General features: G+C 67.1%; 24 protein-coding genes. 7 read left to right on the top strand and 17 right to left on the bottom strand.

Annotated features, from left to right (window positions below; genetic code table 11):
• On the top strand, positions 1 to 365 hold a 365-nt coding region (locus ABY44_RS25155; RefSeq protein ID WP_431642535.1), incomplete at its 5' end, for a hypothetical protein.
• A gap of 100 nt (positions 366 to 465) precedes the next feature.
• Here ABY44_RS25155 and ABY44_RS25150 read toward each other — a convergent pair.
• Genes ABY44_RS25150 through phnS form a run of 7 tightly spaced genes read right to left on the bottom strand, consistent with a single transcriptional unit; the run spans position 466 to position 7,751 of the window.
• A complete protein-coding gene (locus tag ABY44_RS25150; protein ID WP_060173938.1) occupies positions 466 to 1,017 on the bottom strand; it encodes a phosphonate degradation HD-domain oxygenase in 552 nt (183 codons plus the stop codon).
• 4 nt (positions 1,018 to 1,021) lie between these two features.
• A complete protein-coding gene (gene phnY, locus ABY44_RS25145) occupies positions 1,022 to 2,476 on the bottom strand; it encodes a phosphonoacetaldehyde dehydrogenase (RefSeq protein WP_431642533.1) in 1,455 nt (484 codons plus the stop codon).
• Positions 2,473 to 3,780 carry a phosphonoacetate hydrolase gene (gene phnA, locus ABY44_RS25140; RefSeq protein ID WP_060173940.1) on the bottom strand — a complete coding sequence of 436 codons (1,308 nt, stop codon included), beginning with the start codon at positions 3,778 to 3,780 and terminating at the stop codon, positions 2,473 to 2,475. The genes phnY and phnA overlap by 4 nt, the downstream gene beginning before the upstream one ends.
• Positions 3,777 to 4,637, bottom strand: coding sequence for a 2-aminoethylphosphonate ABC transport system, membrane component PhnV (gene phnV, locus ABY44_RS25135; RefSeq protein WP_060173941.1), 861 nt, complete (start codon positions 4,635 to 4,637; stop codon positions 3,777 to 3,779). The genes phnA and phnV overlap by 4 nt, the downstream gene beginning before the upstream one ends.
• Positions 4,627 to 5,547: a 2-aminoethylphosphonate ABC transporter permease subunit gene (phnU, locus tag ABY44_RS25130; RefSeq protein WP_060173942.1), complete on the bottom strand. Its 921-nt coding sequence runs from the start codon at positions 5,545 to 5,547 to the stop codon at positions 4,627 to 4,629. Before phnU ends, phnV begins: the two co-directional genes overlap by 11 nt.
• Positions 5,525 to 6,628, bottom strand: a complete 1,104-nt coding sequence (gene phnT, locus ABY44_RS25125; protein ID WP_060173943.1) for a 2-aminoethylphosphonate ABC transport system ATP-binding subunit PhnT — start codon at positions 6,626 to 6,628, stop codon at positions 5,525 to 5,527. The genes phnU and phnT overlap by 23 nt, the downstream gene beginning before the upstream one ends.
• 34 nt (positions 6,629 to 6,662) lie before the next feature.
• Positions 6,663 to 7,751, bottom strand: coding sequence for a 2-aminoethylphosphonate ABC transporter substrate-binding protein (gene phnS / locus ABY44_RS25120; protein WP_059695341.1), 1,089 nt, complete (start codon positions 7,749 to 7,751; stop codon positions 6,663 to 6,665).
• 260 nt (positions 7,752 to 8,011) lie between these two features.
• On the opposite strand from phnS, the gene ABY44_RS25115 reads away from it, so the two are divergent.
• A complete protein-coding gene (locus tag ABY44_RS25115; RefSeq protein WP_060173944.1) occupies positions 8,012 to 9,121 on the top strand; it encodes a 2-aminoethylphosphonate--pyruvate transaminase in 1,110 nt (369 codons plus the stop codon).
• Positions 9,122 to 9,209: 88 nt separating this feature from the next.
• Here ABY44_RS25115 and ABY44_RS25110 read toward each other — a convergent pair whose 3' ends face one another.
• Genes ABY44_RS25110 through aroQ form a run of 3 tightly spaced genes read right to left on the bottom strand, consistent with a single transcriptional unit; the run spans position 9,210 to position 11,899 of the window.
• Positions 9,210 to 10,550 carry an MFS transporter gene (locus ABY44_RS25110; protein ID WP_027790512.1) on the bottom strand — a complete coding sequence of 447 codons (1,341 nt, stop codon included), beginning with the start codon at positions 10,548 to 10,550 and terminating at the stop codon, positions 9,210 to 9,212.
• A gap of 42 nt (positions 10,551 to 10,592) precedes the next feature.
• Entirely contained in the window at positions 10,593 to 11,447 is an 855-nt protein-coding gene (locus ABY44_RS25105; RefSeq protein WP_060173945.1) for a shikimate dehydrogenase, read from the bottom strand.
• Positions 11,444 to 11,899, bottom strand: a complete 456-nt coding sequence (aroQ, locus tag ABY44_RS25100; RefSeq protein WP_059695347.1) for a type II 3-dehydroquinate dehydratase — start codon at positions 11,897 to 11,899, stop codon at positions 11,444 to 11,446. The genes ABY44_RS25105 and aroQ overlap by 4 nt, the downstream gene beginning before the upstream one ends.
• A 257-nt stretch (positions 11,900 to 12,156) precedes the next feature.
• Between aroQ and ABY44_RS25095 the strand changes: the two genes are divergently transcribed.
• Together ABY44_RS25095 and ABY44_RS25090 are read left to right on the top strand one after the other, a co-directional pair.
• The gene (locus ABY44_RS25095; protein ID WP_060173946.1) at positions 12,157 to 14,049 is read left to right on the top strand and encodes a bifunctional sugar phosphate isomerase/epimerase/4-hydroxyphenylpyruvate dioxygenase family protein; all 1,893 of its coding nucleotides are present in this window, start codon (positions 12,157 to 12,159) and stop codon (positions 14,047 to 14,049) included.
• A gap of 288 nt (positions 14,050 to 14,337) precedes the next feature.
• Positions 14,338 to 14,601, top strand: coding sequence for a hypothetical protein (locus ABY44_RS25090; RefSeq protein ID WP_021159311.1), 264 nt, complete (start codon positions 14,338 to 14,340; stop codon positions 14,599 to 14,601).
• A gap of 78 nt (positions 14,602 to 14,679) precedes the next feature.
• Here ABY44_RS25090 and ABY44_RS25085 read toward each other — a convergent pair whose 3' ends face one another.
• A complete protein-coding gene (locus ABY44_RS25085; RefSeq protein ID WP_027790508.1) occupies positions 14,680 to 15,474 on the bottom strand; it encodes an AraC family transcriptional regulator in 795 nt (264 codons plus the stop codon).
• A gap of 639 nt (positions 15,475 to 16,113) precedes the next feature.
• Here ABY44_RS25085 and ABY44_RS25080 point away from each other — a divergent pair.
• Together ABY44_RS25080 and ABY44_RS25075 are read left to right on the top strand one after the other, a co-directional pair.
• Positions 16,114 to 17,250, top strand: coding sequence for a branched-chain amino acid ABC transporter substrate-binding protein (locus ABY44_RS25080; RefSeq protein WP_021159308.1), 1,137 nt, complete (start codon positions 16,114 to 16,116; stop codon positions 17,248 to 17,250).
• A 324-nt stretch (positions 17,251 to 17,574) separates the two neighbouring features.
• Entirely contained in the window at positions 17,575 to 18,885 is a 1,311-nt protein-coding gene (locus ABY44_RS25075) for an MFS transporter (protein WP_060173947.1), read from the top strand.
• A gap of 99 nt (positions 18,886 to 18,984) precedes the next feature.
• Here the strand turns inward: ABY44_RS25075 and ABY44_RS25070 are convergent, their stop codons facing one another.
• The 5 genes from ABY44_RS25070 to ABY44_RS25050 form a co-directional block, all read right to left on the bottom strand.
• The gene (locus tag ABY44_RS25070; RefSeq protein ID WP_021159306.1) at positions 18,985 to 19,422 is read right to left on the bottom strand and encodes a DoxX family protein; all 438 of its coding nucleotides are present in this window, start codon (positions 19,420 to 19,422) and stop codon (positions 18,985 to 18,987) included.
• A gap of 192 nt (positions 19,423 to 19,614) precedes the next feature.
• Positions 19,615 to 20,070, bottom strand: a complete 456-nt coding sequence (locus ABY44_RS25065; protein ID WP_021159305.1) for an RbsD/FucU family protein — start codon at positions 20,068 to 20,070, stop codon at positions 19,615 to 19,617.
• A gap of 79 nt (positions 20,071 to 20,149) precedes the next feature.
• Entirely contained in the window at positions 20,150 to 20,551 is a 402-nt protein-coding gene (locus tag ABY44_RS25060) for a nuclear transport factor 2 family protein (RefSeq protein ID WP_060083747.1), read from the bottom strand.
• Positions 20,552 to 20,689: 138 nt separating this feature from the next.
• Positions 20,690 to 22,192: an aminotransferase class IV gene (locus ABY44_RS25055; RefSeq protein ID WP_081072777.1), complete on the bottom strand. Its 1,503-nt coding sequence runs from the start codon at positions 22,190 to 22,192 to the stop codon at positions 20,690 to 20,692.
• Positions 22,189 to 23,340, bottom strand: coding sequence for a branched-chain amino acid ABC transporter substrate-binding protein (locus ABY44_RS25050; RefSeq protein ID WP_060173948.1), 1,152 nt, complete (start codon positions 23,338 to 23,340; stop codon positions 22,189 to 22,191). The genes ABY44_RS25055 and ABY44_RS25050 overlap by 4 nt, the downstream gene beginning before the upstream one ends.
• A gap of 126 nt (positions 23,341 to 23,466) precedes the next feature.
• Between ABY44_RS25050 and ABY44_RS25045 the strand changes: the two genes are divergently transcribed.
• A complete protein-coding gene (locus tag ABY44_RS25045; protein WP_060173949.1) occupies positions 23,467 to 23,949 on the top strand; it encodes an Lrp/AsnC family transcriptional regulator in 483 nt (160 codons plus the stop codon).
• 85 nt (positions 23,950 to 24,034) lie between these two features.
• Here ABY44_RS25045 and garD read toward each other — a convergent pair whose 3' ends face one another.
• The gene (gene garD, locus ABY44_RS25040; protein WP_060173950.1) at positions 24,035 to 25,588 is read right to left on the bottom strand and encodes a galactarate dehydratase; all 1,554 of its coding nucleotides are present in this window, start codon (positions 25,586 to 25,588) and stop codon (positions 24,035 to 24,037) included.
• Between the last annotated feature and the right edge of the window lie 188 nt (positions 25,589 to 25,776).

Genomic DNA, 25,776 nt, shown 5'->3' with positions numbered 1-25,776 from the left:
CACTCAAAGCTGACAGGAATATGAATCACTTCATAAACCTGACTTACTTTAGTGTGAGACTCTTGATACTTTTGCTATCTGATCCGAAGATCAGCTCGCTTCCATCAAGCGCCCACACTTATCGGCTGTTAATTTTTAAAGAGCAATCTGCGAGGAACTTCGCGTTTCTCAGCAGCGCTGCGTTTTCAGCAGCAGAGAAGCGAGATTATGAACCGTGTTTCGCAGCTCGTCAACAACTTTTTACACTACATCGTTGCGACTGCGGGGTCCAACTTCTAGGCCAGCCGCGCGCCCAAGACTGCAGCACACCACCAGCTTTGCTTCCCCTTCCGCGCCGCGTTTCCGTTAGCGCGAAAGAGGCGTGATTCTAAGCAACCTCTTCCAACTGCGCAAGGGGTTTCTCAAAAAATATAAGACCCCGCACGCTGTCGCGTGCGGGGTCTTATATAGAAGCAACTCAACCGGTCAGCCTGCGCGCACCTGGCGCGCGACGATCGCCATATAGTGATCGAGATCAGGCGTCACCTTGCCCTCTTCCTTTGCCGTATCGTCCCAGCGGCGCAGACGCAGCGCATCCTCCGCGAACGGACGCAGCAGGAACGCCGCCGTCTCCTCTTCACTGAAGATGCCGCCCTGCAGCGCGAGACTGCGCACCGAGTCCGGCGACAGGCTCTCGAAGTAGCCGGCGTCCGTGCGGCACAGGCAACGCTTTGCGTCGACGTGCAGCCGGATCGGCTCCAGCACCGCGTCGGAAAACAGCGGACGCAGGAACGGCAGCACGTAATACTGGTGCAGATCGTCGATCCCGCGCGCACTCGGCGTCTCGCCCTGACGATTCAGCAAATGCCCGAGATCGTGCAGGAACGCCGCCGCGACCAGCGTCTCATCAGCCCCCGCCTCTTCCGCCAGCAATCCGCTCTGCAATGCATGCTCGAGCTGCGTGACCGGTTCACCGCTATAGGCCACATGGCCATGCTCGCGATACAGCCCGTGGATATCTTCCACCGTCAATGCCATTCATTCACTCCCAAGGCAGCGAAAACGTCTTCAGGTTCGTGAAGCTCTTCATCGCCTCCTGAACGCCTTCCTTGTATCCGAGCCCCGAATCCTTGATCCCGCCGAACGGCGACAACTCGATCCTGTATCCGGGCACTTCCCATACATTCACCGTGCCGACGTTCAGCTCGTTCACGAACCGCACGACCGCCGCCGTGCTGTCCGTACAGACACCCGACGACAGCCCGAACGCCGTCCCGTTGCTGATCCGGATCGCGTCGTCGATCGTGTCGAACGCAATCACCGGCGATACCGGGCCGAAGGTCTCCTCGCGCACGATCGTCATCGACGGATCGACGTTGTCGAGCACGGTCGGCGCATACAGCGCGCCGCGCCGCACGTTGCCCGTCAACAGCCGCGCGCCCTGCGCGACCGCCTCCCCGACCCGCGCCTCGAACAGCCGCGCCGCTTGCTCGTCGATCACCGTGCCCATTTCGTTCGCGGGATCGAACGGATCGCCGTACTTCCATGCGCGCGTCTTCTCGACGAGCAATTCGGTGAAGGCGGGCGCGATCGAGCGCTGCACCAGCAGCCGCTTGACGGCCGTGCAACGCTGGCCCGAATTCCGATACGACCCGAGCACCGCCAGCGACGCCGCGCGTTCGAGATCGGCATCGTAGAGGACGATCAGCGGATCGTTGCCGCCCAGTTCCAGCACGATGCGGCGGTAGCCGGCCCGCGCGGCAATCGCCTTGCCGATCGCCACGCCGCCCGTGAAGGTGATCAGCGACGCATGCGGGTGCGTGACGAGCTCGTCCGCGATCTCGCGCGGATCGCCGGTCAGCACCTGCAGCATCGGCTCCGGAAGACCGGCTTCAACCAGCAGGTCGGCCAGATAGAGCGCCGACAGCGGCACCTTCTCCGACGGCTTCACGATCACGCGGTTGTTGGTCGCGATCGCCGGCGCGATCTTGTGCGCCACTTGGTTCATCGGATGATTGAACGGCGTGATCGCGACGATCACGCCGTCGAGCGGCTGCCGCTGCGAAAACACGCGGCGCGCCTTGCCATGGGGCGTCAGGTCGCACGAGAAACTCTGCGCGTCGTCGCGCAGCGCCTCGACCGCCGCGAACTTCAACACGTCGGCCACACGGCCGATCTCGTAGCGGGAGTCCTGTTTCGACAGCCCCGACTCGAGCGTGATCAGGTCGGACGCTTCCTCGGTACGCTCGCGCAGCAGCGCAGCCGCGCGTTCGAGGATCTCCGAACGCGCGTAACGCGTGAGCGTCGGCCGGTACGCCATCGCGTAGTCGAATGCCGCGCGCACGTCGTCGACGCTCGCGAGCGGCACCGTACCGACGCGCGTGCCCGTGTAAGGGTCCATGACGTCGAGCGTGCGTTCGCGCGTCGCGCGCGTGCCGCACCAGCGCAGCGCCTCCGCGCGAAACGCCGGGTGATCGTGTCGGGGGTGAGCCATCATGTCGCGACCCGGTTCAGCACGTAATCGAACACGTCGAAATTGCGCGGGCGACGCGCAGGATCGACCGGCTCGATACGGCGATTGAACAGCAGCGGTACTTCCTGCTCCGACACGCCGCCATGCGAACGCAGCGGCACCGTGAGGCCCGACAGATCGTGTTCGCGCTCGCGCGTGCCGAGCGTCATGTCGCGGCGGCCGATCACGACGAGATCGCCGATCCGGTCGGCCGGCAGCTCGAAACGTGCCGCGGCTTCCGCGTTGTCGAGCACGAGCTCGACGCCGTCGAGGCCGCCGACGCGCCACATCGCCTCGGCCCGGTCGACGCCCGGCGCCAGATAGACCGTGGCAAACGAGCCGAGCGCGCCGTGGTGCACGACATAAGGATCCGTGATCGGCAGGATCACGCGCGCAGCCTGCGCGCCGTACCACCCGTCGAAGGCATCCTGCAGATAGATGACGTTCGGCCGGCCCGTCGCAGGATCGTGCTTCGCGTTCATCCCGTGGTCGGCCGTCAGCCCGATCGCCCAGCCGAGCGCGTCGAGCTGCGCGAGATAACCGTCCATCATCGCGTAGAACGCGTTCGCGCCGGCACTGCCCGGCGCGCACTTGTGCTGCACGTAATCGGTGGTCGACAGGTACATCAGGTCGACCTGGCGCGTCTGCGCAAGCCGCACGCCGGCCGCGAACACGAATTCGGACAGCGCCGCGCTGTAGACGTCCGGCGACGGCAGGCCCACCCAGTCGAGCACGTCGACGATCCCGTTTTCGGCGAGATTCGCCTGCGCGGCCTTCTCGGCCGAAAAGCAGATGCCGTTCATCTGCCAGCCGAGCAGCCGGCGCAGCTTGTCCTTCGCCGTCACGACGGCCACCCGCGCACCGGCGTCGGACGCCGCCGCGAGCAGCGTGCCGGCCCGCAGGTAGGCCGGGTCGTTCATCATGACTTCGGCGCCACGCCCGCCGTCGGCGGCCGGGTCCCAGAAATAGTTGCCGCAGATTCCGTGGACCGACGGCGGCACGCCGCAGACGATCGACAGGTTGTTCGGGTTGGTGAAGGTCGGCACGACGCAATCGGCGCGCCAGGCCGTGCCTTCCGCGATCATCCGGCCGATGAACGGCGCGACACCCGCTTCCACCGCCCGTTCGAGATAGTCGTACTCGCAGCCGTCGACGCAGACGACGACGGTCGGCTCGACCGGCAGCCGGTAGTGCCGGCCGTTGACGTCGACCGAGCGACCCGCAAGCTCCGTCGAGATGCCGGCCGCCGACGCGTCGCCAGGTTGGCGCAATGCAAACGCGGCGTTCATGATGCCGCCCGCTTGCCGCGCGGCACGCGCGCGGCGATCAGCAGCAGCGCCGCGAGCGACGCGCCCAGCATCAGCAGCGACAGCGCCGACGCCGGAAGGTAATACCCCCGCTCCACCTGGCCGATCACGACGATCGGCACCGTCGCGAAGCCGGGCGGATAAACCGTCAGCGTCGCACCGAGCTCGCCGAGCGACAGCGCGAAGCCGAGTGCGAGGCTCGCGCGCAGCGCCGGCACCAGCTGCGGCAGCAGCACGCGGCGCAGCACCATCGCGGGCGGCGCGCCGAGGCTCGCCGCCGCTTCGCGCAGCACGGTCAGCTCCGGACGCAGCGCCGCGGCCGCGCAGCGATAGCAGAACGGCAAGATCAGCGCGAGCTGCACGAGCACGACGATCGCCGCCGAGCTCGACAGGTCGACCGGCTTCTGGTGATACGCGATCAGCACCGCGAGCCCGAGCACGACGCTCGGCACGCCGTTCGGCACCATCACGAGGGCATCGACCACCGCGCCGAGGCCGCGCCGGTCGCGCCCTTCGAGCGCCAGCGCGAGCCACAGCCCGAGGACCGTGCCGACCGCCGACACGCCGAAGCCGATTTCGAGGCTCGTCAGCAGCGCGTCGTATTCCGGCGACCCGAGCCGCTCGAACCAGCGCAGGCTGTAACCGGCCGGCAAGATCGTGCCCGACCACTGCGTCGACACGCTCGACAGCGCGACGACGATGACCGGCAACACGAACAACCAGAAGCACGCGAACGCGGCCAGCGCGAGCGCCGCGCGCGATGCATGCTTGAGCACCGTGTCGCCCCAGCCGATCTGGCGGCGCGGCACGGCTTGCCCGATACGGAATTCAGCGGACATCGTTCCCTCCCGTCGCGCGCCGGTTCACCCGGCGATAAACCGCATACAGCGCCAGCGACAACGCGAGCATCACCACCGCGCCGGCCGACGCGGTCGGCAGGTCGAGGTCGACGGTCGCGCTGCTGTAGATCGCGACCGGCAGCGTGACGAGCCGCGCGCTGCCGAGCACGAGCAGAATCCCGAATTCGTTCAGCGTCAGCAGGAAGCACAGCACGGTGCCGGCGGCGATGCCCGGCCACGCGATCGGCAGCACGACGCGGCGGGCGAGCATCCAGCCGGAAGCGCCGAGGCTGCGCGCGGCTTCGATCAGCCGCAAATCGAGCGTCGCGAACGATGCGAGCGTCGGCCGCACGACGAACGGCGTATAGAACACGGTCTGCGCGAGAATCACGCCGCCGATGCCGAACAGGAAATCGAGCGGCGCATTTTCGAGATGAAACAGGTGCTGCAGCGCGATGCTGATCGAGCCTTGCGAGCCGTACAGGAAGATCAGCGTGAACGCGACGAGGAACGACGGAAACGCGACGTACAGCTCCAGGAAGCGCGTGACGAGCGACGCGCCCGGAAACGGCTTGAAGAACAGCAGCGCGGCCAGCAGCACACCGAGCACCGACGCGGTGCCGGCGCTCGCGAACAGCACGCCGAGCGTGGTCAGCAGCACGTTGCGGGTGTCGGGGTTGCCGAAGAACGTCCGGTACGCGGCGAAACCCAGCCCGTGGTCGCCCGACACGCTCAGCAGCACGAGCCGCACCAGCGGGTAGACGACGAGCGGGCCCAGCACGACGATCGCGAGCGCGGCCAGGTGCAGGTCGCCCATGCGCTTGCGGCGCCGCGCGGCGGCGGCGTGCGCGGCGGCCGACGCGAGCACGTGCGGCGGCAGGCCGGCTTCAGGGCTCGATAAGGACGACATCGTCTGCCTCGCAATGCAGGGAAACGCGCGCACCGCGCTCGGGAGCCGCACCGCGGCCGCGTTGCATCGTGACGCGCACGGGCTCGTCGGGCGCCGCATCGATCGTGACCGCGATCGACAGGTCCGCGCCCTGCCATTCGACGGACGACACCGTGCCGTGCAGCCCGCCCGCGGCGGGCGGCATCATGGTCAGGCGCTCGGGGCGCACGCACGCCACCTTGCCACGCACTTCATGGCGGGGATCGCCGAGCGGAAAGATCACGTGCGGCGGCAGCAGGTTCGCCGGGCCGAGATAACGCGCGACGTAGCCGTCCTGCGGCGCGTCGTACAGCTGCTGCGGCGTGCCGAGCTGCGCGATGTGGCCGTCGCGCATCAGCAGCGCGCGGTCGGACAGCACGAGCGCGTCGTCGCGGTCGTGGGTCACGCAGACGACGGTCAGGTTCGGCAGGCGCTCGTGCAGCGCCTTCAGTTCGCTGCGCACCGACGCGCGCAGGTTGGCGTCGAGCGCCGACAGCGGCTCGTCGAGCAGCAGCACGTCCGGCTCGATCACGAGCGCGCGCGCCAGCGCGACGCGCTGCTGCATTCCGCCCGACAACTGCGCGGGCAGGTGGTGGCCCGCATCGCCGAGCTGCACGAGCTTCAGCGCATCGGCGACACGGCGCGTCACTTCCGACGACGCCATGCCGCGCGCGCGCAGCCCGAAGGCGACGTTCTCGAACACCGACAGGTGCGGGAACAGCGCGTAATTCTGGAACAGCAGACCGAGATTGCGCTTGTGCGGCGGCGCGTAGGTCAGGTCGCGTCCGGCGACGGTCAGCGTGCCGGTCAGGCCGTCGGCCTTCACGAACCCGGCGATGAAGCGCAGCAGCGTGGTCTTGCCGCAGCCGCTCTTGCCGAGCACGGTCAGAAATTCACCGGCACCGATCGACAGCGACAGATCTTCCAGCACCGTGCGCGCGCCGTAGCGCACGCTCAGGTGTTCGATCTGCACGCCGCCCGGCGCGCCGGACCGCAGCATTGCTCGCGGTTCGGCGGCGCCGAATGCGCCGGGATGGGTCAGGGTGGTTTCCACCGGGTTCATCCTCTTGCTCACGAATACAGGCGGCGGGCGCCGATCACTTCGGCTTGACGACGTCGAGCTGCTTGCCCGAGCTGCCGATCACGTCCTTCTTCCAGCGCTCGATCCACACCGGCTTCTTCGCCATCACCTGGGTCCAGTCGACCGGGATCAGCTTCACGCCCGCGATCGCCTTCTTGACCGCTTCGCCGTTCTTGCCGGCCAGCGGCACGTCCGTGCGGCCCGGAATGCCGTACATGTCCGGCACCTTCGACTGCACTTCCGTCGACATCAGGTAGTCGATCAGCTTCTTGCCGGCGTCCTGGTTCGGGCCGCTCTTGATCAGGCCGATGCCGTACGGGAGCTGGAACGTGGTCGGCTGGTCGCCGTCCTTCGCGGCCAGGAAGATCGGCTTGACGGACAGCGCGCCGTGTTCGGCATCGTCGAGGTCCATCTGCAGGTCGCCGTTCGCGACGCTGATCTCGTTACGCGACAGCAGCACGTTCAGGTAGCCCGTACCCTTCGTGTGGAACTTCACGCTCTGCGACAGTTTCGCGAGGTAGTCGAACGCCTTGTCCTCGCCCATCAGCGACGTCGTCAGGATCAGCACGGCCATCCCGTCGCCGGCCGTGGCCGGGTTCGAGTACGCGACCTTGCCGGCATAGGCCGGCGACAGCAGGTCGGCGAACGTCTTCGGCTGGCTCTTCACGACGTCCGGGTTGATCGCGAACGAGAAGTAGTTGTTCACGAACGTCGCCCACGTGCCGTCTTCCGCCTTCGCGATCGTCGGCACGTTCTTGTAGTTCACGCTCTGGTACGCCTGCAGCAGGCCCATCTGGCCGGCTTGCTGAATGAAAGGCGGCAGCGTGACGATCACGTCGGCCTTCGGGGAATTCTTCTCGATGTTCGCGCGGTTGACGACTTCGCCGCTGCCCGCCGTCACGATGTTGACCTTGACGCCTTCCTTCTTCTCGAACGCCGGCAGCACATCGCGATAGAGGTTCTCGAGACCGTCTGCCGTGTACAGCACGACCGCGCTCGCCGCATGCACGGGCAACGCGGCGCCCATCAGACCGGCGACGGCGGCGGCCAGTGCAAGCTTGCGGAACGCGCCGGCAGCGGCGCGCGAGGAATTCTGCAGTGTCATCTCACTTCTCCGTAGGCGGAACACCAAATGGCCGGGGCACGATCCGGCTCTCCTGTTATCTCCGGGCAAGGCCGATCAACGGCCTGCCTCGCCGCCGCGCCGAGGTCAGGTTTCTCGCGGCAAGCGAAGGATCACAGCGTTCGATGACAAACCCGTGACGAATGCCACAATTTCCAAAAAATGACACATTTTGCCAATATCATGCAAGTCATTCAGAAATGCCACCCGGCGTTTCTTTCCGACCTTTGCAAGGGAAAACCATGTCCGATCCGATTCTTCTTACGCCCGGCCCGCTCACCACGTCCGCCACAACCCGCCACGCAATGCAACATGACTGGGGCTCGTGGGATGCCGCTTTCAATCAACTGACGGCCAGCGTCTGCGCGGACCTCGTCGCCATTGCGCATGGCGGCGACGAGTACGTGTGCGTACCGATGCAGGGCAGCGGCACGTTCTCGGTCGAAGCCGCGCTCGGTACGCTGGTGCCGCGCGACGGCGTCGTGCTGGTGCCCGACAACGGCGCGTATTGCGCGCGCATCCTGAAGATCCTCGGCCGGCTCGGTATCGAAGCGATCGCTTTGCCGTTCGGCGAGGATGCGGCCGTCGATCCGGCCGCGATCGAAGCCGCGTTCGCGCGCGAGCCGCGCATCACGCACGTCGCGCAGGTGCATCTGGAAACGAGCGCCGGCATCCTGAACCCGCTCGACGACATCGCCGCCGTGTGCCGACGCCACGGCAAGCGGCTGATCGTCGACGCGATGAGCTCGTTCGGCGCGCTGCCGATCGCGCTGGCGGGCAGCGGCATCGATGCGCTGATCTCGGCAAGCGGCAAATGTCTCGAAGGCGTGCCGGGGATGGGGTTCGCGATCGTGCGGCGCGATGCGCTCGAGGCCGGCGAAGGCAATTCGCCGTCGCTCGCGCTCGATCTCCACGATCAGTACGCATACCTGCGCAAGACGGGCCAGTGGCGCTTCACGCCGCCGACGCACGTGATCGCCGCGCTGCGCGCCGCACTCGACCAGTATCTCGCCGAAGGCGGCCAGCCGGCGCGCGGTGCGCGCTACGCGGACAACTGCCGGGCGCTGGTCGAATCGATGCGCGCGCTCGGCTTCACGCCGTTCCTCGATGCGAACGTGCAGGCGCCGGTGATCGTCACGTTCCATGCGCCCGACCACCCGGCCTACGATTTCCGCCGCTTCTACGACGCCGTGCGCGATGCCGGCTTCATCCTGTACCCGGGCAAGCTCACGCAGCTGGAGACGTTCCGCGTCGGCTGCATCGGTGCGATCGACGCCAACGATATCCGGCGCGCGGTCGCGGCGATCGCGCAGGCGGTCGAATCGCTCGGTATCGCGGTGCAGCACGCATAAGGGTGCACGCAGCGCGTCGCGCCAACAAAAAAGCCCGGCGGCCTACCGGCCGCCGGGCGAACGCACAGGATGCGCGTGGAGGCGATGCTTACAGTTCGATCCGCTTGATGTCGCCGACGACGAAGATGTAAGACAGCGCACCGATCAGCGCGATCACGCCGATGAACACGAGCGCGCCGACGAACGAGCCGGTCGACGCGACGATGAAGCCGACGACGAGCGGCGTGATGATGCCGGCCAGGTTCGCCGCGAAGTTGAAGATGCCGCCGGTCACGCCGAGCAGGCCGTCCGGCGCGATGTCGGACACGAGCGTCCAGCCGAGCGCGGCCATCCCCTGCGCGAAGAATGCGACCGACATGATCGCGATCACGGCTTCGTTGCTCTGCACGTAGTTCGCGAGAATGATCGTCGACGCGAGCAGCAGGCCCGCGATGATCGGCAGCTTGCGCGCGAGGTTCGCGGACTTGCCGCGGCGCAGCAGCCAGTCGGAGAAGATCCCGCCGAACATCACGCCGACCGAAGCGGCGATGAACGGCATCACCGCGAAGAAGCCGATCTTCAGCCAGCCCATGTGGCGCTCGGTGGCGAGGTAGGTCGGGAACCAGGTCAGGAAGAACACCAGCGTCGAGTTGCCGGCGAACTGGCCGAGACAGATGCCCGCGAGCTGGCGCTTCTTCAGCAGCTTGCCGGCCATCGCCCAGCTGAACTTCTTCTGCGCGCCCTTGCCGCCTTTGTCGCCGTCCTTGCGTGCACTGTGCACGAGACCGCCGCCCGCCTCGATATACGCAAGTTCCTCGGAGTTGGCGCCCGGATGGTTGCGCGGCTCATGATAGAACTTCCACCAGACCAGGCCGAACGCGATGCCGATCGCGCCGACGACCCAGAACAGCGAGCGCCAGCCGAACGCGCCCATCAGCGCGAACAGCACCGGGCTGAAGAACGCGAGGCCGATGTACTCGCCGACCGTATACGTACCGGTCGCCATCGCGCGCTCGTTCTGCGGGAACCACGTCGCGACGACCCGGCTGTTGGTCGGGAAGCACGGCGCCTCCGTCACGCCGAGCCCGAGCCGGCATGCGAGCAGCGTCGCGATGCCCGGCACGAAGCCCTGCAGGAACGTGCACAGCGACCACAGCGTCATCGACCAGTAATAGGTGATCTTGCTGCCGAAGCGGTCGAGGAACAGGCCGCCGGGCACCTGCATCGCGACGTACGTCCACGAAAACGCGGAGAACATGATGCCCATCACGGCCGCATTGATGCCGAGCTCCTTGGTGAGCTGCGGTGCAGCCACCCCCAGCACGGTGCGGTCGAGATAGTTGATCATCGTGCCGATCGCGAGCAGCGCGAGAATCTTGTAGCGCGCCGAGGTGCGCCGGACCGTGCCGGCCGCCGCGGGCGCGGCGTTCGAGTGGGTGGTGTGCTGCATGATTGTCTCCTGATCTCTTTTTTCAGCTAGTCGGTAGAAGGGTCAGCGTGCGACCAGCGACTGAAAGTGTTCGAACATCCGTTCGTCGTCCGGCGTTCGTCCGGTGAAGATCTCGAACGCATCGACGGCCTGGTACACGGCCATCCCGCCTCCCGGCAGCGTCGCGCAGCCGGCCGCGCGCGCGGCGCGGACCAGTTCGGTTTCGAGCGGGAAATACACGATGTCGGCCACCCACATGCCCGCGTGGAGCAGCTCGGCCGGCAGCGGCAGGCCCGGATGCTTGGCCATGCCTGTCGGCGTTGCGTGGATCAGGCCCGTCGCGGTGCGCATCGCGTCCGCGAGATCACCGCCCTGCACAACCCGTGCCGCGGGGAAGCGTTGCTGCAGTTCAGCCGCGAGGGCGGCGGCTCGCGTGCCGTCGACATCGAAAATCGTCAGTTCGGCCGCGCCCATCTGCAGCGCGGCGTGCGCCACGGCCGCGCCCGCGCCGCCCGCGCCAAGCTGGACGACGCGTTCGAGCGACGCGTCGGGCAACCCGCGGCGGAACGATTTCGCGAAGCCCGACCAGTCGGTGTTGTGGCCGATCCGCTTGCCGTCCTTGAACAACACGGTGTTCACCGCGCCGAGCGCACGCGCATCGTCCGACAGCGCGTCGAGGTGCTCGATCACGCGCTGCTTGCACGGGTGCGTGATGTTCAGGCCGTTGTAGCCCATCCGCTGCGCGGCATCGAGCAGTTGCGGCAGTGCGTCGACGGTCACGCCGAGCACGTCGAGGTCGATCCGCCGGTAGACATAGCCGAACCCCTGGCGGAAACCTTCTTCCTCGTGCATCGCAGGCGACAGCGAACCGCCGATGCCCTGGCCGATCAGGCCGATCAGAAACGACGGGCGGCTCATCGTGCGGCTCCCTGCGCGAACAGCGTCGCCAGACGCTGCAGCGCGAACACGTAGCCTTCGGTGCCGCAGCCGCAGATCACGGCTTCGGCAATCGCCGACACATAGGAATGGTGACGGAACGCCTCGCGACGATGCACGTTCGAGATATGAACTTCGATCACCGGCTTCGCGATCGCGGAAAGCGCGTCGGCCAGCGCCACCGACGTATGCGTATAGGCAGCCGGGTTGATCACGATGCCGTGCGTGTCGTGACGCGCGGCGTGCAGCCAGTCGATCAGCTGATGCTCGGCGTTCGACTGGCGGAAGTCGATTTCCAGCCCGAGCGCTTCAGCGGCCGTTCGGCAGCGCTGCTCGACGTCGGCGAGCGTTTCCGCGCCGTAGATATGGGGCTCGCGCGTCCCCAGCAGATTCAGGTTCGGGCCGTTCAGCACCAGCACCTTGGGCTTGCTCATGGTGTTTCTGCTCCTAAAACGGGGGCGCATCGCTAGCCGACGTCGCCCCCTGACGTCAAGATTTGGCGCTAGTGTGCGCTTGCGAAAGCGCAATGTCTTTTCGGGTTTTCGCTAATTTGTACCACCTAGTTAGTTTGTACAATACGCAGCACTAACCCAGTAAATTCGGGATATGGCGTTCGTCGTTAATTCAACGACTGGTTCATTCAGGGTCGATTCGATCGGCGCCGTGCCCCGCTCATCCGCAGGATTCGCCCATGAAGCGCTCGATCGCCACCGTGTCACTGTCCGGCACGCTCGCCGGGAAGCTCGCCGCCATCAAGGCCGCCGGCTTCGACGGCGTCGAAATCTTCGAAAACGACCTCGTCTACTTCGACGGATCGCCGGCCGACGTCCGGCGCATGGCCGCCGATCTCGGCCTCGACATCGTGCTGTTCCAGCCGTTTCGTGACTTCGAGGGCGTGAGCGCAGCCCAGCTCGCCCGCAACCTCGATCGCATCAAGCGCAAGTTCGACGTCATGCATGCGCTCGGCACCGACCGCATCCTGGTGTGCAGCAACGTGTCGGCCGACACGATCGCCGACGACGGGCTGCTCGTCGACCAGCTCGGCGCGCTCGCGGAAGCCGCGCGGCAAGCCGGCGTGGTCGCCGCGTACGAAGCGCTCGCGTGGGGCCGAGTCGTGAAGCGGTACGGCCATGCGTGGAAACTCGTGAATGCCGTGAACAGCCCGCACCTCGGCCTTGCGCTCGACAGCTTCCATACGCTGTCGCTCGACGATTCTCCGGACGCGATCGCCGACATCCCCGGCGACCGGATCGCGTTCGTGCAGATCGCCGATGCGCCGAAGCTCGCGATGGACGTACTCGAATGGAGCCGCCACTTCCGCTCGTTCCCGGGCCAGGGCGACTTCGACCTCGCGCGCTTCACCGCGCGCGTGATCGAATCGGGCTACACGGGGCCGCTGTCGCTCGAGATCTTCAACGACGGCTTCCGCGCGGCGCCGACCGCGATCACGGCCGCCGACGGCCATCGCTCGCTGCTCTACCTGGAAGAACTGACACGCGAGCAGCTCGCGCGGGACGGCCGCGCGCCGGCCGCCAGCCAGCCGCTGTTCGCGCCGCCGGCGCCGCCCGCGCATGTCGGGTTCCAGTTCATCGAATTCGCGGTCGACGCACAGGCCGCGGCAACCGTCGGCGAATGGCTCGGCCGGATGCGCTTCCGGCTCGCGGGCCGGCATCGGTCGAAGGACGTGACGCTGTTCCAGCACGGCGCCGCGTCGATCGTGCTGAACGCGGAACGCGACTCGTTCGCCGATGCGTTCTTCCAGCAGCACGGGCTGTCGCTGTGCGCTTCGGCATTCCGCGTCGACGACGCGAAAGTGGCGTTCGAACGCGCGGCCGGTTTCGGCTACGCGCCGTTCTCCGGCCGCGTCGGGCCGAACGAACGCGTGCTGCCGAGCGTGCAGGCGCCGGACGGCAGCCTCGAGTATTTCGTCGACGAAGCGCCGAACGCGCCGACGCTGTATGAATCGGATTTCGTGCTGACCGACATCGACGGCCCGAGCGAGGTCGGCCCGCTGACGGGTATCGATCACGTGTGCCTGGCGCTGCCGGCCGACGCACTCGATACGTGGATCCTGTTCTTCAAGACGGCATTCGGCTTCGAGGCCGAACGCAGCTGGCTCGTGCCCGACCCGTACGGGCTGATGCGCAGCCGCGCGGTGCGCAGCGCCGACGGTTCGGTGCGGATCGCGCTGAACGCGTCGGTCGACCGGCACACGGCGGTCGCCGAATCGCTCGACCGCTACCACGGCACGGGGCTGAACCACGTCGCGTTCCGCACGGACGACATCGTGAAGACGATCGCCGCGTTCGCGGCCGACGGCATTCCGTTCCTGCGCATTCCGCCGAACTACTACGACGATCTCGCCGCACGCTACGCGCTGCCGGACGAGTTGATCGACACACTGAGCACGCATCACCTGCTGTACGACCGCGACGAGCACGGCGGCGAATTCCTGCACGCGTATACAGAACTGGTCGACAACCGCTTCTCGCTCGAGATCGTCGAGCGGCGCGGCGGATACGACGGCTACGGGGCGGCAAACGCAGCCGTGCGCCTGGCCGCGCAGGCGCAGCACAGGAAATAAGCGAAGGAGACGAATCTGGATTTCGGGGCCGAATCACATTCGCTGCCCCGCAGCTGACTCAAAGGGCCTCATCCCGCGCGCACCATCGCGGTGAATCGCGCGGCAGCGCACCCGCCCGCGCGGCTTGCCGCGATCGGGCCGGAAACCGCGCCCGTCTCACGTTACATCCGGTAACCCGTACCGCAGCGCAGCATACGGTCCGCGGCCGCAGTTTTAAGAATCGCTTAAGTCTTCGACGGCACCATCCGCAACCAGTACCCGATAGTTATCTCGAAAAGGAGGAAAGCGATGAGCGCCGTAGAAGCACCCGCGGGCCGCCCGGCCGCGCCCCCTGCAAAGAAGACGATGCTGCGCCGCCTGCTCAGTCATCATGAAATCGCGACGCTGCTCGTGCTGCTGCACGCACCGATCGGCGCGAACGCCAAACCCGAACTGCCTGCGCTGCAGGAAGCCGGCCTCGTCGAGATGGTCAAGCTCGACGCCGATACGGCCCCCAGCTTCCGGCTGACCGAAAACGGCACCGCCGTCCTGAAAGGGCTCGGCTACCGCTGAGCCGCGGTTTTCACCGCTTCACCGTTTCCCCGTATCGCCCCGATCCCTGCGACTCGCCGGCCCGTTCGACGTGTCGCGTCACCCCGCCCGCTCCTGCAGCATCAACCGGTATTCCGTCGGCGTCACGCCGACCGTCGCCTTGAACTGGCGCGTGAACGCGCTGTGATCCGTATAGCCGCATAGCGCCGCGACGTCGGTCACCTTGTCGTGCGTGACGAGCAGCGCGGTGGCCGCATCCAGCCGCGTCTTCAGCAGCACCTGGCGCGGCGTCAGGTGGAACACCTTGTGGAAGTAGCGCTCGAGCTGCGCGACCGACATCCCGGCCATCTGCGCGAGCTGCTTCAGGTTCAGCGGCTGTACGTAGTGATCCTGGATGTGCTGGACCACGTCGGCGAGCCGGCTGTACGCCGGGTGCGATCCCTCGTGTGCCTTCAGGTCGCGCGAGATGCCCGCGAGACCGACCACCCTGCCTGCGGCATCGCGCAGCGGCTCCTTGCAGGTCAGGCACCAGCCCGGCTGGCGGCCCGGATACAGGTGCAGCTCGAGCTGGTCCATCAGTTGCTGGCCTGCGTTGATCGTCGCCATGTCCTGCTCGAAATAGCTGCGGCCGAAGCGGCGCGGAAACACTTCGTCGGCCGTCTTGCCGAGCAGGTCACGCTTGTCCTTGTAGCCGCAGCGCATCGCCAGCGTGCGGTTGACGAGCGCGTAGCGGCCGTTTGAGTCCTTCACGAAGAACGCGACGTCCGGCAGCGCATCGAACACCGGTTCGAGCAGGCGGAAGTGCGCGAGCATCGCGCCGAGATCGGCGTTGTCGGGCTGGTGGCGCAACGTATCGGACAGGCTCATGGGCGGTACGGCTGGCAAGGTCGTCATCCCGGCAACCGCAATGCGAGTGGCAGATGGCGTCGATTATAGAAGCGCCCCTCCGATCGCGTCGCGCCGATCGCAAGGGCGGGCAAGTTGGCGGCAGCCGTCACGTCGCGCCGTCGCGCCGACCGGCTTCGACACGCAACATACGTTGCATGCACAACCACTGCGCCGCGCATGCAGCGGCCGGCCGCAAATCCGCATGCGCCGATGCCGACCTGCCGTGAGTGCACGGGCTCACCGGCGCACCGACACGGCGTGCTCGAACTCGCCAGCATAAAAATGCAACCGTACAGCGTCTTGGCGCGTTTGCGCATTCGGCATGACGATTTCGGCATATATCAGGGTTATCGACGATATGCCGATATCGTCGCCGGCCGCGCACCGAACGCGCAAGACGCACGCATTTTCGCTGTCTAGACTTCGCTTCACGGTCACGAGACGACCTTCCGCCGCGGCAGCGACCGGCGTGCAGGGCCTGCGGCATCGGCCACCACACGCGCCGATTCCGGCACAGCCCGGGCAGCACGCGGCACGCACGCACGGCCCTCGCATCGGCCTGCCGACCGAACCGTCTCGCCCGGTTTACCGGTGCCGGCCCGCCAGCCGGCGGCGGCCCAACCACGCCATCAAGGGGAAGTGAAAGTGAAGCTGAAGGTATCGCACGTCGCGCTGGCCGCTGCCTGCGCACTGTCGGGCGCGCACGCCATTGCCGCCGACGTCGTCAAGATCGGTTTCGCCGCACCGCTGACCGGCCCGCAGTCGAACTACGGCACGGACATGCAGAAGGGCGTGCAGCTCGCGATCGCCGATTTCAACGCGACGCGTCCGACGATCGGCGGCAAGCCCGTCACGTTCCAGCTCGATTCGCAGGACGACCAGGCCGACCCGCGCACGGGCACGACCGTCGCTCAGCGGCTGATCGACGACAACGTCCGCGGGATCATCGGGCACTTCAACTCGGGCACGAGCATTCCCGCGTCCGACCTGTACGATCGCGCGGGGCTGCCGCAGATCTCGATGGCCACGTCGCCGCAATACACCGCGCGCGGCTACAAGACGACCTACCGGCTGCTGACGAGCGATGCTCAAGCGGGCCGCATCGTCGGCACGTACGCGGTGAAGACGCTGCGCTTCAAGCGCATCGCGATCATCGACGACCGCACGGCCTACGGCCAGGGCATCGCCGACGAATTCGCGAAAGCCGTCGAGGCGGCGGGCGGCACGATCATCAAGCGCGACTTCACGAACGACAAGGCGCTCGATTTCTCCGCGATCCTGACCAACCTCAAGGGGATGAACCCGGACGCGATCTTCTACGGCGGCGGCGACGCGCAATCGTCGCCGATGATCCGCAAGATGCGCCAGCTCGGGATGAAGTCGGCGTTCGTGACGGGCGAGATGTCGCGCTCGCCGACGTTCCTGAAGGTCGGCGGCGACGCGGCCGAAGGCGCGATCGTCTACATGGGCGGGCTGCCGAAGGAGAAGATGCCGGGCTTCGCCGGCTACGCGGCACGCTACAAGGCCCGCTTCAACGAAGACGTGATCACCTACTCGCCGTACTCGTACGACGGCACGATCGCGCTGCTCACCGCGATGAAGGACGCGAACTCGACCGACCCGAAGGTGTACACGCCGTATCTCGGCAAGGTGTCGGTCAAGGGCGTGTCGGCCCCGAGCATCGCGTACGACGCGAAAGGCGACCTGAAGGATGCGCCGGTGACGATCTACAAGGTCGAGCGCGGCACGTTCAAGCCGGTCGATACGATCGCCGGCAACTGATACGCAACCCGGCCCCGCGCGGCGCGTCGGCGGCTCACCGGCCGCCCGCGCCGCGCGCGCTTTTGCCCCGGCCCCGGCCGCACGCTCCGAAGCCTTCCCCGTCGCCCACCCGCGCACGCATTTCGCGCTCCTGTAGAATCCTCCCACCCGCTTTGACGCTTCGTCCCTGCCGTGCCCCATCCCGGTGCGGCGGCGCGTGTTGCGCGCCTCACCCGGCACACGACACGCTTCGACGATGCAAGCCGCGCCTTGTCAGTCCATGCCGATAGCGGGCCCTGGAGACGCAGCACCGACAACAACATTCGAAAACCGATCGTCCTGACCATGCAAGCTTCCGAATTGAGCGGCGTGCCTCGCGCCGCCGAACGCGCGCTCACGCGCAGCGACTACAAGACCCTTGGCCTTGCCGCACTCGGCGGCGCCCTCGAGTTCTACGACTTCATCATCTTCGTGTTCTTCGCGCCGGCGATTGGGCAACTGTTCTTCCCGCACGACATTCCCGACTGGCTGCGCCAGTTGCAGACGTTCGGCATCTTCGCGGCCGGCTATCTCGCCCGCCCGCTCGGCGGCGTGATCATGGCGCACTTCGGCGACCTGTTCGGCCGCAAGCGGATGTTCACGCTGAGCGTGCTGATGATGTCCGTGCCGACGCTGCTGATGGGCCTGCTGCCGACCTACGACACGATCGGCATCCTCGCGCCGGTGTTGCTGCTGCTGTTCCGCGTGCTGCAGGGCGCGGCAGTCGGCGGCGAGGTGCCGGGCGCGTGGGTGTTCGTGTCCGAGCACGTGCCGTCGCGTCATATCGGCTATGCATGCGGCACGCTGACCGCGGGCCTGACGGCCGGCATTCTGCTCGGCTCGCTCGTCGCCGCCGGCATCAACAGCCGTTACTCGACCGCCGAAGTCGCCGCGTTCGCGTGGCGCATCCCGTTCCTGCTCGGCGGCGTGTTCGGCCTGTTCTCCGTGTACCTGCGCCGCTGGCTGCATGAAACGCCGGTGTTCGCCGAGATGAAGGCGAAGAAGGCGCTCGCGGCCGAGATTCCGCTGAAGGCCGTGCTGCGCGACCACGGCCGCGCGGTGATCGTGTCGATGCTGCTCACGTGGATGCTGTCGGCCGCGATCGTCGTCGTGATCCTGATGACGCCCGCGCTGCTGCAGAAGCAGTTTCACCTGACGCCCGCGACGACGCTGTTCGCGAACAGCGTCGCGACGCTGTGCCTGACCGCCGGCTGCATCACCGCGGGTTCGCTCGCGGGCTGGATCGGCGCGAAGCGCGTGCTCGGCATCGGCGGCATCGGGCTGGCCGCGTGCTACTACCTGCTGTTCGTGCAGGTCGCGGCCGATGCGTCGACGCTGCCGCTCTACTACGGGATCGCGGGCTTCATGGTCGGCACGATCGGCGCGGTGCCGTTCGTGATGGTCAAGAGCTTCCCGGCCGTCGTGCGCTTCTCGGGCATCTCGTTCTCGTACAACGTCGCGTATGCGATCTTCGGCGGCCTCACGCCGGTGATCGTGTCGCTGATGATGAAATCGAATCCGCTCGCGCCGGTCGTGTACGTCGCGGCGATCTGCGTGCTCGGCGCGATCGCCGTGCAGTTCTCGAAGGATGCGAAGGACGTGAAGGGCACGCACTGAACGCCGGCGCCCGCTTGATGAACGAAGGGCCGAATCCCGCGGCGTGCGGGATTCGGCCCTTTTGCCTTGCCTCGGCCTGGCGGCGCGAGTCAGCCCGGTTCAGCGCAGCACGCCGTACGACGAACTCGGCCGGCGCAGCGCGTCGATACTCGCGCCGCCGGCGCCGGTGACGAACAGCAGCAGGAACCCGCCGGCGATCGCGACGTTCTTCCAGAAGTGAATCACCATGTCGTGCTGGACGGCGGCGCTCGTCGCGTCCCAGAAATTGTGCCCGACCATCGCGGTCGCGATCGTGTAGACGGCCATCAGCAGCGCGAGCGGCCGCACCTTGTAGCCGACGATCAGCAGCAGGCCGCCGAGCCCCTCGATCGCGACGACGATCGGCGCGACGACCTGTTGATAGGGCACGTTCATTCCGTGCAGATACGCGATGAAATCGCTGTAGCCGAGCAGCTTCATGATGCCGCCCCACAAGAACAACGCCGCCAGCGCCAGGCGTGCGAAAAAAATGACGCCGGAATCGACGGTACGCGTCATGCCTCTCTCCTCGTATGCAATTCGGCCGCTTGCCCCGGGCGCGCCCGGGCGGTTCGACGCCGCGCGGCCCGGGAGGGGGCGCGGCAAATGGGCCAGCATAGAGGGTCTTTTCGCCGTGTCCAAGAAAAAGGTTGTAGCAAATCTTTACACTGCGGCGGCCGCGCCGGCGGCTCGACGCACTGAAAAACGCGTTTAGCCCGCGTCGCTCAACAACACGCCTTTCTTGAAGATGAAGCAGCCATAGCCGCGCAGTTCGCCGGTGACGATCACCGCGTAGGCCTGCTGCGCACGCTCGTAGAACGCGAAACGGTCGATGCCCGCGAGCGGCACCGCGCGCCCTTCCGCGCGGTCGATCTCGGCCTGCACCTCGCGCTGCACGGGCGGCACCGCGGCGGCGTCGCCGACGACTTCCATCCGCCATGCGGGCGTGTCGACGAACGTGTCGAGCGGCAGCACGGACAGCACCGCGCGCACGACGCGCGCCGAATCGGCGCCGTCGATGCGCAACGCGCGGCCGACCACCGTGTGCTCCGCGACGGATTCCGCCGGGAAATTCGCGTCGCAGATCGCGATTTCGTCACCGTGCCCCATCGCACGCAGCGTGTGCAGGATGTCGGCGTGCAGCAGCGGGTCGAGATTCTTCAGCATGTCGGCTAGTCTCCGGGATCAGGAACGAATCGCATAACGTTACCCGATCCCGTTGGCCGTTGCGCATGCATCGCTCGCGTCACGGCGCCGCGGCCGGCATCTCGTCGATGAAACCGGTGACCGTCGCGAGGCGGCCCGACGCGTCGACCGTGCCGAAGTCCGAACCCTTCACGATCGCCGCGCCGTCGGGCGACACGAGCGCCCACGAGAACCGCAGGTGCTGGCCGAACGCGTCGACGTCGGTCGTGCGGCGAAAGCGGAACGCGGGGAAACGCGCCTGCACGGCCGCGATCATCGCGTCGATGCCCGCGTGGCCGTCGCCGGCCATCAACGGATCGCGATAGGCCGCGTCGCTCGCGTAGGTCGCATCGATCAGCGCGCGGCGACGCGCGACGTCGGGTTCGTTCCATGCGTCGAAGTAGCGGTCGATCAGGTCGGCGTGAATGGACGAGGCGGACGAAGCGGATTGAGCAGTGTTCATGGCGAGGCTCCTGGTGTCGACGAGGGGACGAGGTCGCGAACGTTGCGTGTTTCGTATTCGCGTGCCGTCATCGTCGCCGGCCTCGCGCGGGCGGTCGATTACGTACGAGGTAAGGAAATCGCGCCCGCGCCGCCGCGATCAGCCGGCCGCGTAGTTGGCCGCGTAGTCGACCGCCAGGCTCCACGCCGGATCCTCGTGCTTCGCCCAGTACGCGTCGAACAGCCGGCGCGTCATCGGGCCCGGCCGGCCGTCGCCGATCGGTGCGCCGTTCAGCCGCGTGACGGGCATGATCCCGCCGGCCGTCGACGTGATGAACACCTCGTCGGCTTCGCGCAGTTGCGCATCGTCGACGCAGCCGGCCTGCGCGTCGATGCCCATCGACGCCGCCAGCTCGAACACGGTCTGCCGCGTGATGCCGTGCAGCACGCCGCGCTCGGGCGTCCGAAGCCGGCCGTCGCGCACGATGAAGACGTTGAACCCGGGCCCTTCGGCGATGCTGCCGTCCGTGCACTTCAGCACAACCGACTCCGCACCCGCGTCATACCCCTTCAGCAGCCCGGCGACGAGGTCGAGCCAGTGGTAGTTCTTGATCTGCGGATCGACCGATTCGGGCGGAATCCGCCGCACGTCGTCGACCAGATGCAGGTGCAGGCCCTCGCGCAACTGCCGCTCGTTCGCGACCGAGCCGTACGGCACCGCGAACGCGATGAACTGGTTCACCGCGTCGCGCGGGTCGCGGCTGAAGGTGGGCGATACGCCGCGCGTGCACAGCATTTCGACGTACGCGTTGCGCAGGCCCGAGCGGCGCACGCATTCGACGAGGATGTCGCGCAACGCGTCGTCGCCCAACGGCACGTCCAGCCGCAGCCTCGCCAGCGAGCGCCTGAACCGCGCGATGTGCCGGTCGAGGCGGAAGAAGCGGCCGTTCCACACGTGCACGGTGTCGTACGTGACGTCCGAATGCAGGAAACCCCAGTCGAGCACCGACACGCGCGCGTCGGCGATCGGAACGAAGCGGCCATTCATGTACGCGGCGCCCGGCGGATACGCGGATGCATCGGCGGACTGAATGCTCTCCGGCGCCGTACGTTTCACGTCGGGCGCGTGCGGCGCGTAGTCGACCTGCGCGACAAACGACGCGCGATCGGCGTCGAACACGCTGCGATGCACGACCGCATTCGGCCCCGCCGCGCGATCGAACGACAGCTTGCCGTCGAGATGGTCGATCTCGTGCTGCATCAGCTCCGACACATCGGGCGACAGCGCGTCGCGCCGATGCAGCTCGCCGTCGAGCGTCGTGTACTGCACGCTCACCGACGCGTGGCGCTCGACACGCACGAACAGGTCGGGAAAGCACATGCAGTCGTCCCACAGCGTCATCCGCGCGTCGCTGCGCCACACGATTTCGGGGTTCACGATCACGTCGGGCCAGCCGTCCAGCGCGAGCGCGATCATCCGTTGCCCGACGCCGATCTGCGGCGCGGCGACCGCGCGGCCGAAACCGTGTTCGTCGCGAAACGCGCGCAGCGCGGCGCGCAGTGCGCCGGCGGCTTCGCGCACGGCGGGATCGGTAACGTCGCCGACCGGCCGCGCGACGTCGCGCAGCGATGCGGTGCCCACCGGAAGAATCCGCGTATTCATTTCACTACCTCCGACAAAGTCACCTTGTTGCCTCCCTTGAACGTCGAAATCGTTGCCGCCGGATTGCGCAGCTCGCCGTTCGCGTCGAACGCGATCCGGCCGGTCACGCCCTGGAAGTCGACGCGATGCAGCGCGTCGACAATCTTTGCCGGATCGGTGGACTGCGCGAGCATCACCGCGTGGTAGACGGCCATCATCGCGTCGTAGGCGTACGGTGCGTAGAGCTGCACGGGGGCGCCGTACTTCCGCATGAAGCGCGCCGCGAACGCGGGGCCGCCCGGCATCTTCGCGAGGCTTCGGCCGCCGTCTGCGCACACGAGGTTGCCGTCGAGCGCATCGCCGGCCAGTTTCAGGATCTCGTGCGTGCACAGGCCGTCGCCGCCCAGCAGCGGCACGGCGATCCGCAGCTTCTTCATCTGCCTGAGCATCGGCCCGCCCTGCGTGTCCATGCCGCCGAAGAAGATCGCGTCGGGCGCACGGCCCTTGAGCAGCGTCAGCGGCGCGCCGAAGTCGAACGCCTTGTCGGTCGTGTATTCGCGTGCGACCACGGCGGCGCCCGTGTTCCCGAGCCCGCCGGCGAACACGTCCGCGATGCCCTGCCCGTAGGCCGTGCGATCGTCGACGACACCGATGCGGCGCGCGTGCAACTGCTCGACCGCATAACGCGCGACTGCCTGCCCGAGAAAGTCGTCGTTCGCGAGCATCCGGAACGTGGTGCGATAGCCGAGACGCGTGAACGCCGGATTGGTGGCCGACGGCGTCAGCTCCGCGATGTTCGCCGTCGCGTAGAGCCGCGCGACGGCGATCGACGTCCCCGAATTCTGGTGGCCGATCACGGCGCTGACGTGCGTATCGACGAAGCGCTGCGCGACCGTCGTCGCGACCTTCGGGTCGGCCTGGTCGTCTTGCGCGTCGAGCGCGAACGTGACCGGATGCCCGGCGACGCCTGGATGCGCCGCGTTGATTTCGTCGATCGCGAGCCGAATGCCGCGCGCGCTGTCCTCGCCGAAATGCGCCTGCGCACCCGTGAGCGCGCCGGCAAAACCCACGACGACCGTATCCGCGCCGAACGCGGGAACGGCCGGTACAAGCGACACAAGTGGCACCAGCAGCACGAGCGGCGCCAGCAGCAGATGTCGGAAACGCATGATGTTTTCCTCGCGGCTTCATCGTTGACGGGTGCTACGATTATCGGCAGCCGTCGCGAAATCCGATAAACATCGGGCGGCATCATTCGCGAGTTTGTTTCGTTTTTTCTCTCCGAAGGAAATCCGATGAATCCCGCCGCCACACCGCTCGACGATTTCGACCTGCGGATCCTCGCCCGCCTCCAGCACGACAACCAGATCACCAACCAGGCGCTCGCCGCCGAGATCGGCCTGAGCCCGCCCGCATGCCTGCGCCGCGTGAAGCGGCTGCGCGACGAGCGCTATATCCAGCAGGACGTTTCCGTCGTCGATCCGGCCAAGGTCGGCCTCCCGTTGACGATGCTCGTCCTCGTGCAGGTCGAGCGCGAACGGGTCGACCTGCTCGACGAATTCAAGCGGTTCCTGAAGTCGCTGCCGGAAGTCATGCAGTGTTATGTGGTGACGGGGCGCGCCGATTTCGTGCTGATGATCGCGATGCGCGACATCGACCACTACGAGGAGTTTTCCACGCGCGTATTCCGGCAGCACCACAACATTCGTCACTTCGAAACGATGGTCGTGATGTCGCGCGTCAAGGTCGGGCTGTCGCTGCCGATCGACATCGCATAACGATCGCCCGTCGCGGCCACGCGCGCCGCAATGAAAACGGGCGCCGTCGGGCGCCCGCATCGTCCGGCGGCATCAGCCGCTTGCGTCAGGTCACCGGCGCCGGATTGAACAGCGTCAGCGCATTCGCGAGCTTCCACTGCTCGGCCCACGTGCGGCGCTTGCCGCTCGCGACGTCGAGCATCAGCCGGAACAGTTCCCAGCCGGTGTCCTCGATCGTCGCCGCGCCGGTCGCGATCCGCCCCGCGTCGAGATCCATCAGGTCGTGCCAGCGGCGCGCGAGATCGCTGCGCGTCGCGACCTTGATCACCGGCACCTGCGCGAGGCCGTACGGCGTGCCGCGGCCGGTCGTGAAAACGTGCAGGTTCATCCCGGCCGCGAGCTGCAGCGTGCCGCAGATGAAGTCGCTCGCGGGCGTCGCCGCATAAAGCAGCCCCTTCTGCTTCGCGCGATCGCCGGGACGCACGACACCGGCGATCGGCGCGCTGCCCGACTTCACGATCGAGCCCATCGCCTTCTCGACGATGTTCGACAGGCCGCCCTTCTTGTTGCCGGGCGTCGTGTTCGCGCTGCGGTCGACGCGGCCGCGCTGCAGGTAACGGTCGTACCAGTCCATCTCGCGAATGATCTCGCGCGCAACGTCCTCGTTCGCCGCACGCGACGTGAGCTGCGCGACACCGTCACGCACTTCCGTCACCTCGGAGAACATGATCGTCGCGCCCGCGCGCACCAGCAGGTCGGCCGCGAAGCCGACGGCCGGATTCGCGGTGAGCCCCGAGAACGCGTCGCTGCCGCCGCACTGCACGCCGACGACGAGATCCGACGCGGGGCACGTCTCGCGGCGGCGGCGGTTCAGCCGCTCGAGATGCGATTCGGCCATCGTCATGATCGAGTCGATCATCGAGTTGAAGCCGACGTGCGCGGCGTCCTGCAGGCACACGACCCCGCCGTTGTCGCCGGCGCCGTCGGCCGCCACCGGAATCGCGCCGGGCGGCAGCAGGCGCTCGGGCTGAAGCTTCTCGCAGCCGAGGCTCACGGTCATCACCTCGCCGCCGAAGTTCGGATTCAGGCTGATGTTGCGCAGCGTGCGGATCGGGATGTCGGCGTCGGGCGCGTCGATCGCGACGCCGCAGCCGTAGGTGTGCTCGAGCCCGACCACGTCGTCGACGTTCGGGTAGCGCGGCAGCAGCTCGGCCTTGATCCGCCGCACCGCATGCTCGACGACGCCCGACACGCACTGCACGGTCGTCGTGATCGCGAGGATGTTGCGCGTGCCGACCGAGCCGTCGGCATTGCGGAAGCCCTCGAACGTATAGCCTTCGAGCGGCGGCAGCGGCGGCGCGGCACGCGTCGCGAGCGGCAGGTTGTCGAGCCCCGGCGGCTCGGGCATGCGCATCGTGCGCTCGTTGACCCAGCTGCCGCGTCGCAGCTCGGCCAGCGCATAACCGATCACCACGTTGTAGCGGACGATCGGGTCGCCGGCCGCGAGATCGACCAGCGCGACCTTGTGCCCCTGCGGCACGCCTTCGCGCAGCGTCAGCCCGTCGGCGAACGTCGCGCCCTCGGGCAGGCCGCCGTCGTTGACGACGATCGCGACGTTGTCGTCCGGATGCACGCGGATGTAGAGCGGGGAAGCAGTCATCGGAAATCCTGGAGGCTGTCGGCCATATTGTTAGTCATCATACGACATTCAACTCTGGCCGGCGATGCTGCGTAAACCCTTATCCGGAAAGACCCTATCATTTACCCGCCAGCAAACCGCTTGCGTGGCCCTTTCCCTCGTTGTACGATGACATACAACGACATCGCCAATTTGGCTCGTATGCCGTT

This window comes from Burkholderia sp. ZZQ-2, from assembly GCF_050768715.1.
In the GTDB taxonomy this organism is placed as follows: Bacteria; Pseudomonadota; Gammaproteobacteria; order Burkholderiales; family Burkholderiaceae; genus Burkholderia; species Burkholderia cepacia.
The sequence above is the reverse complement of the archived record's forward strand: the minus strand, read 5'-3'. Positions and strand labels throughout refer to the sequence as shown.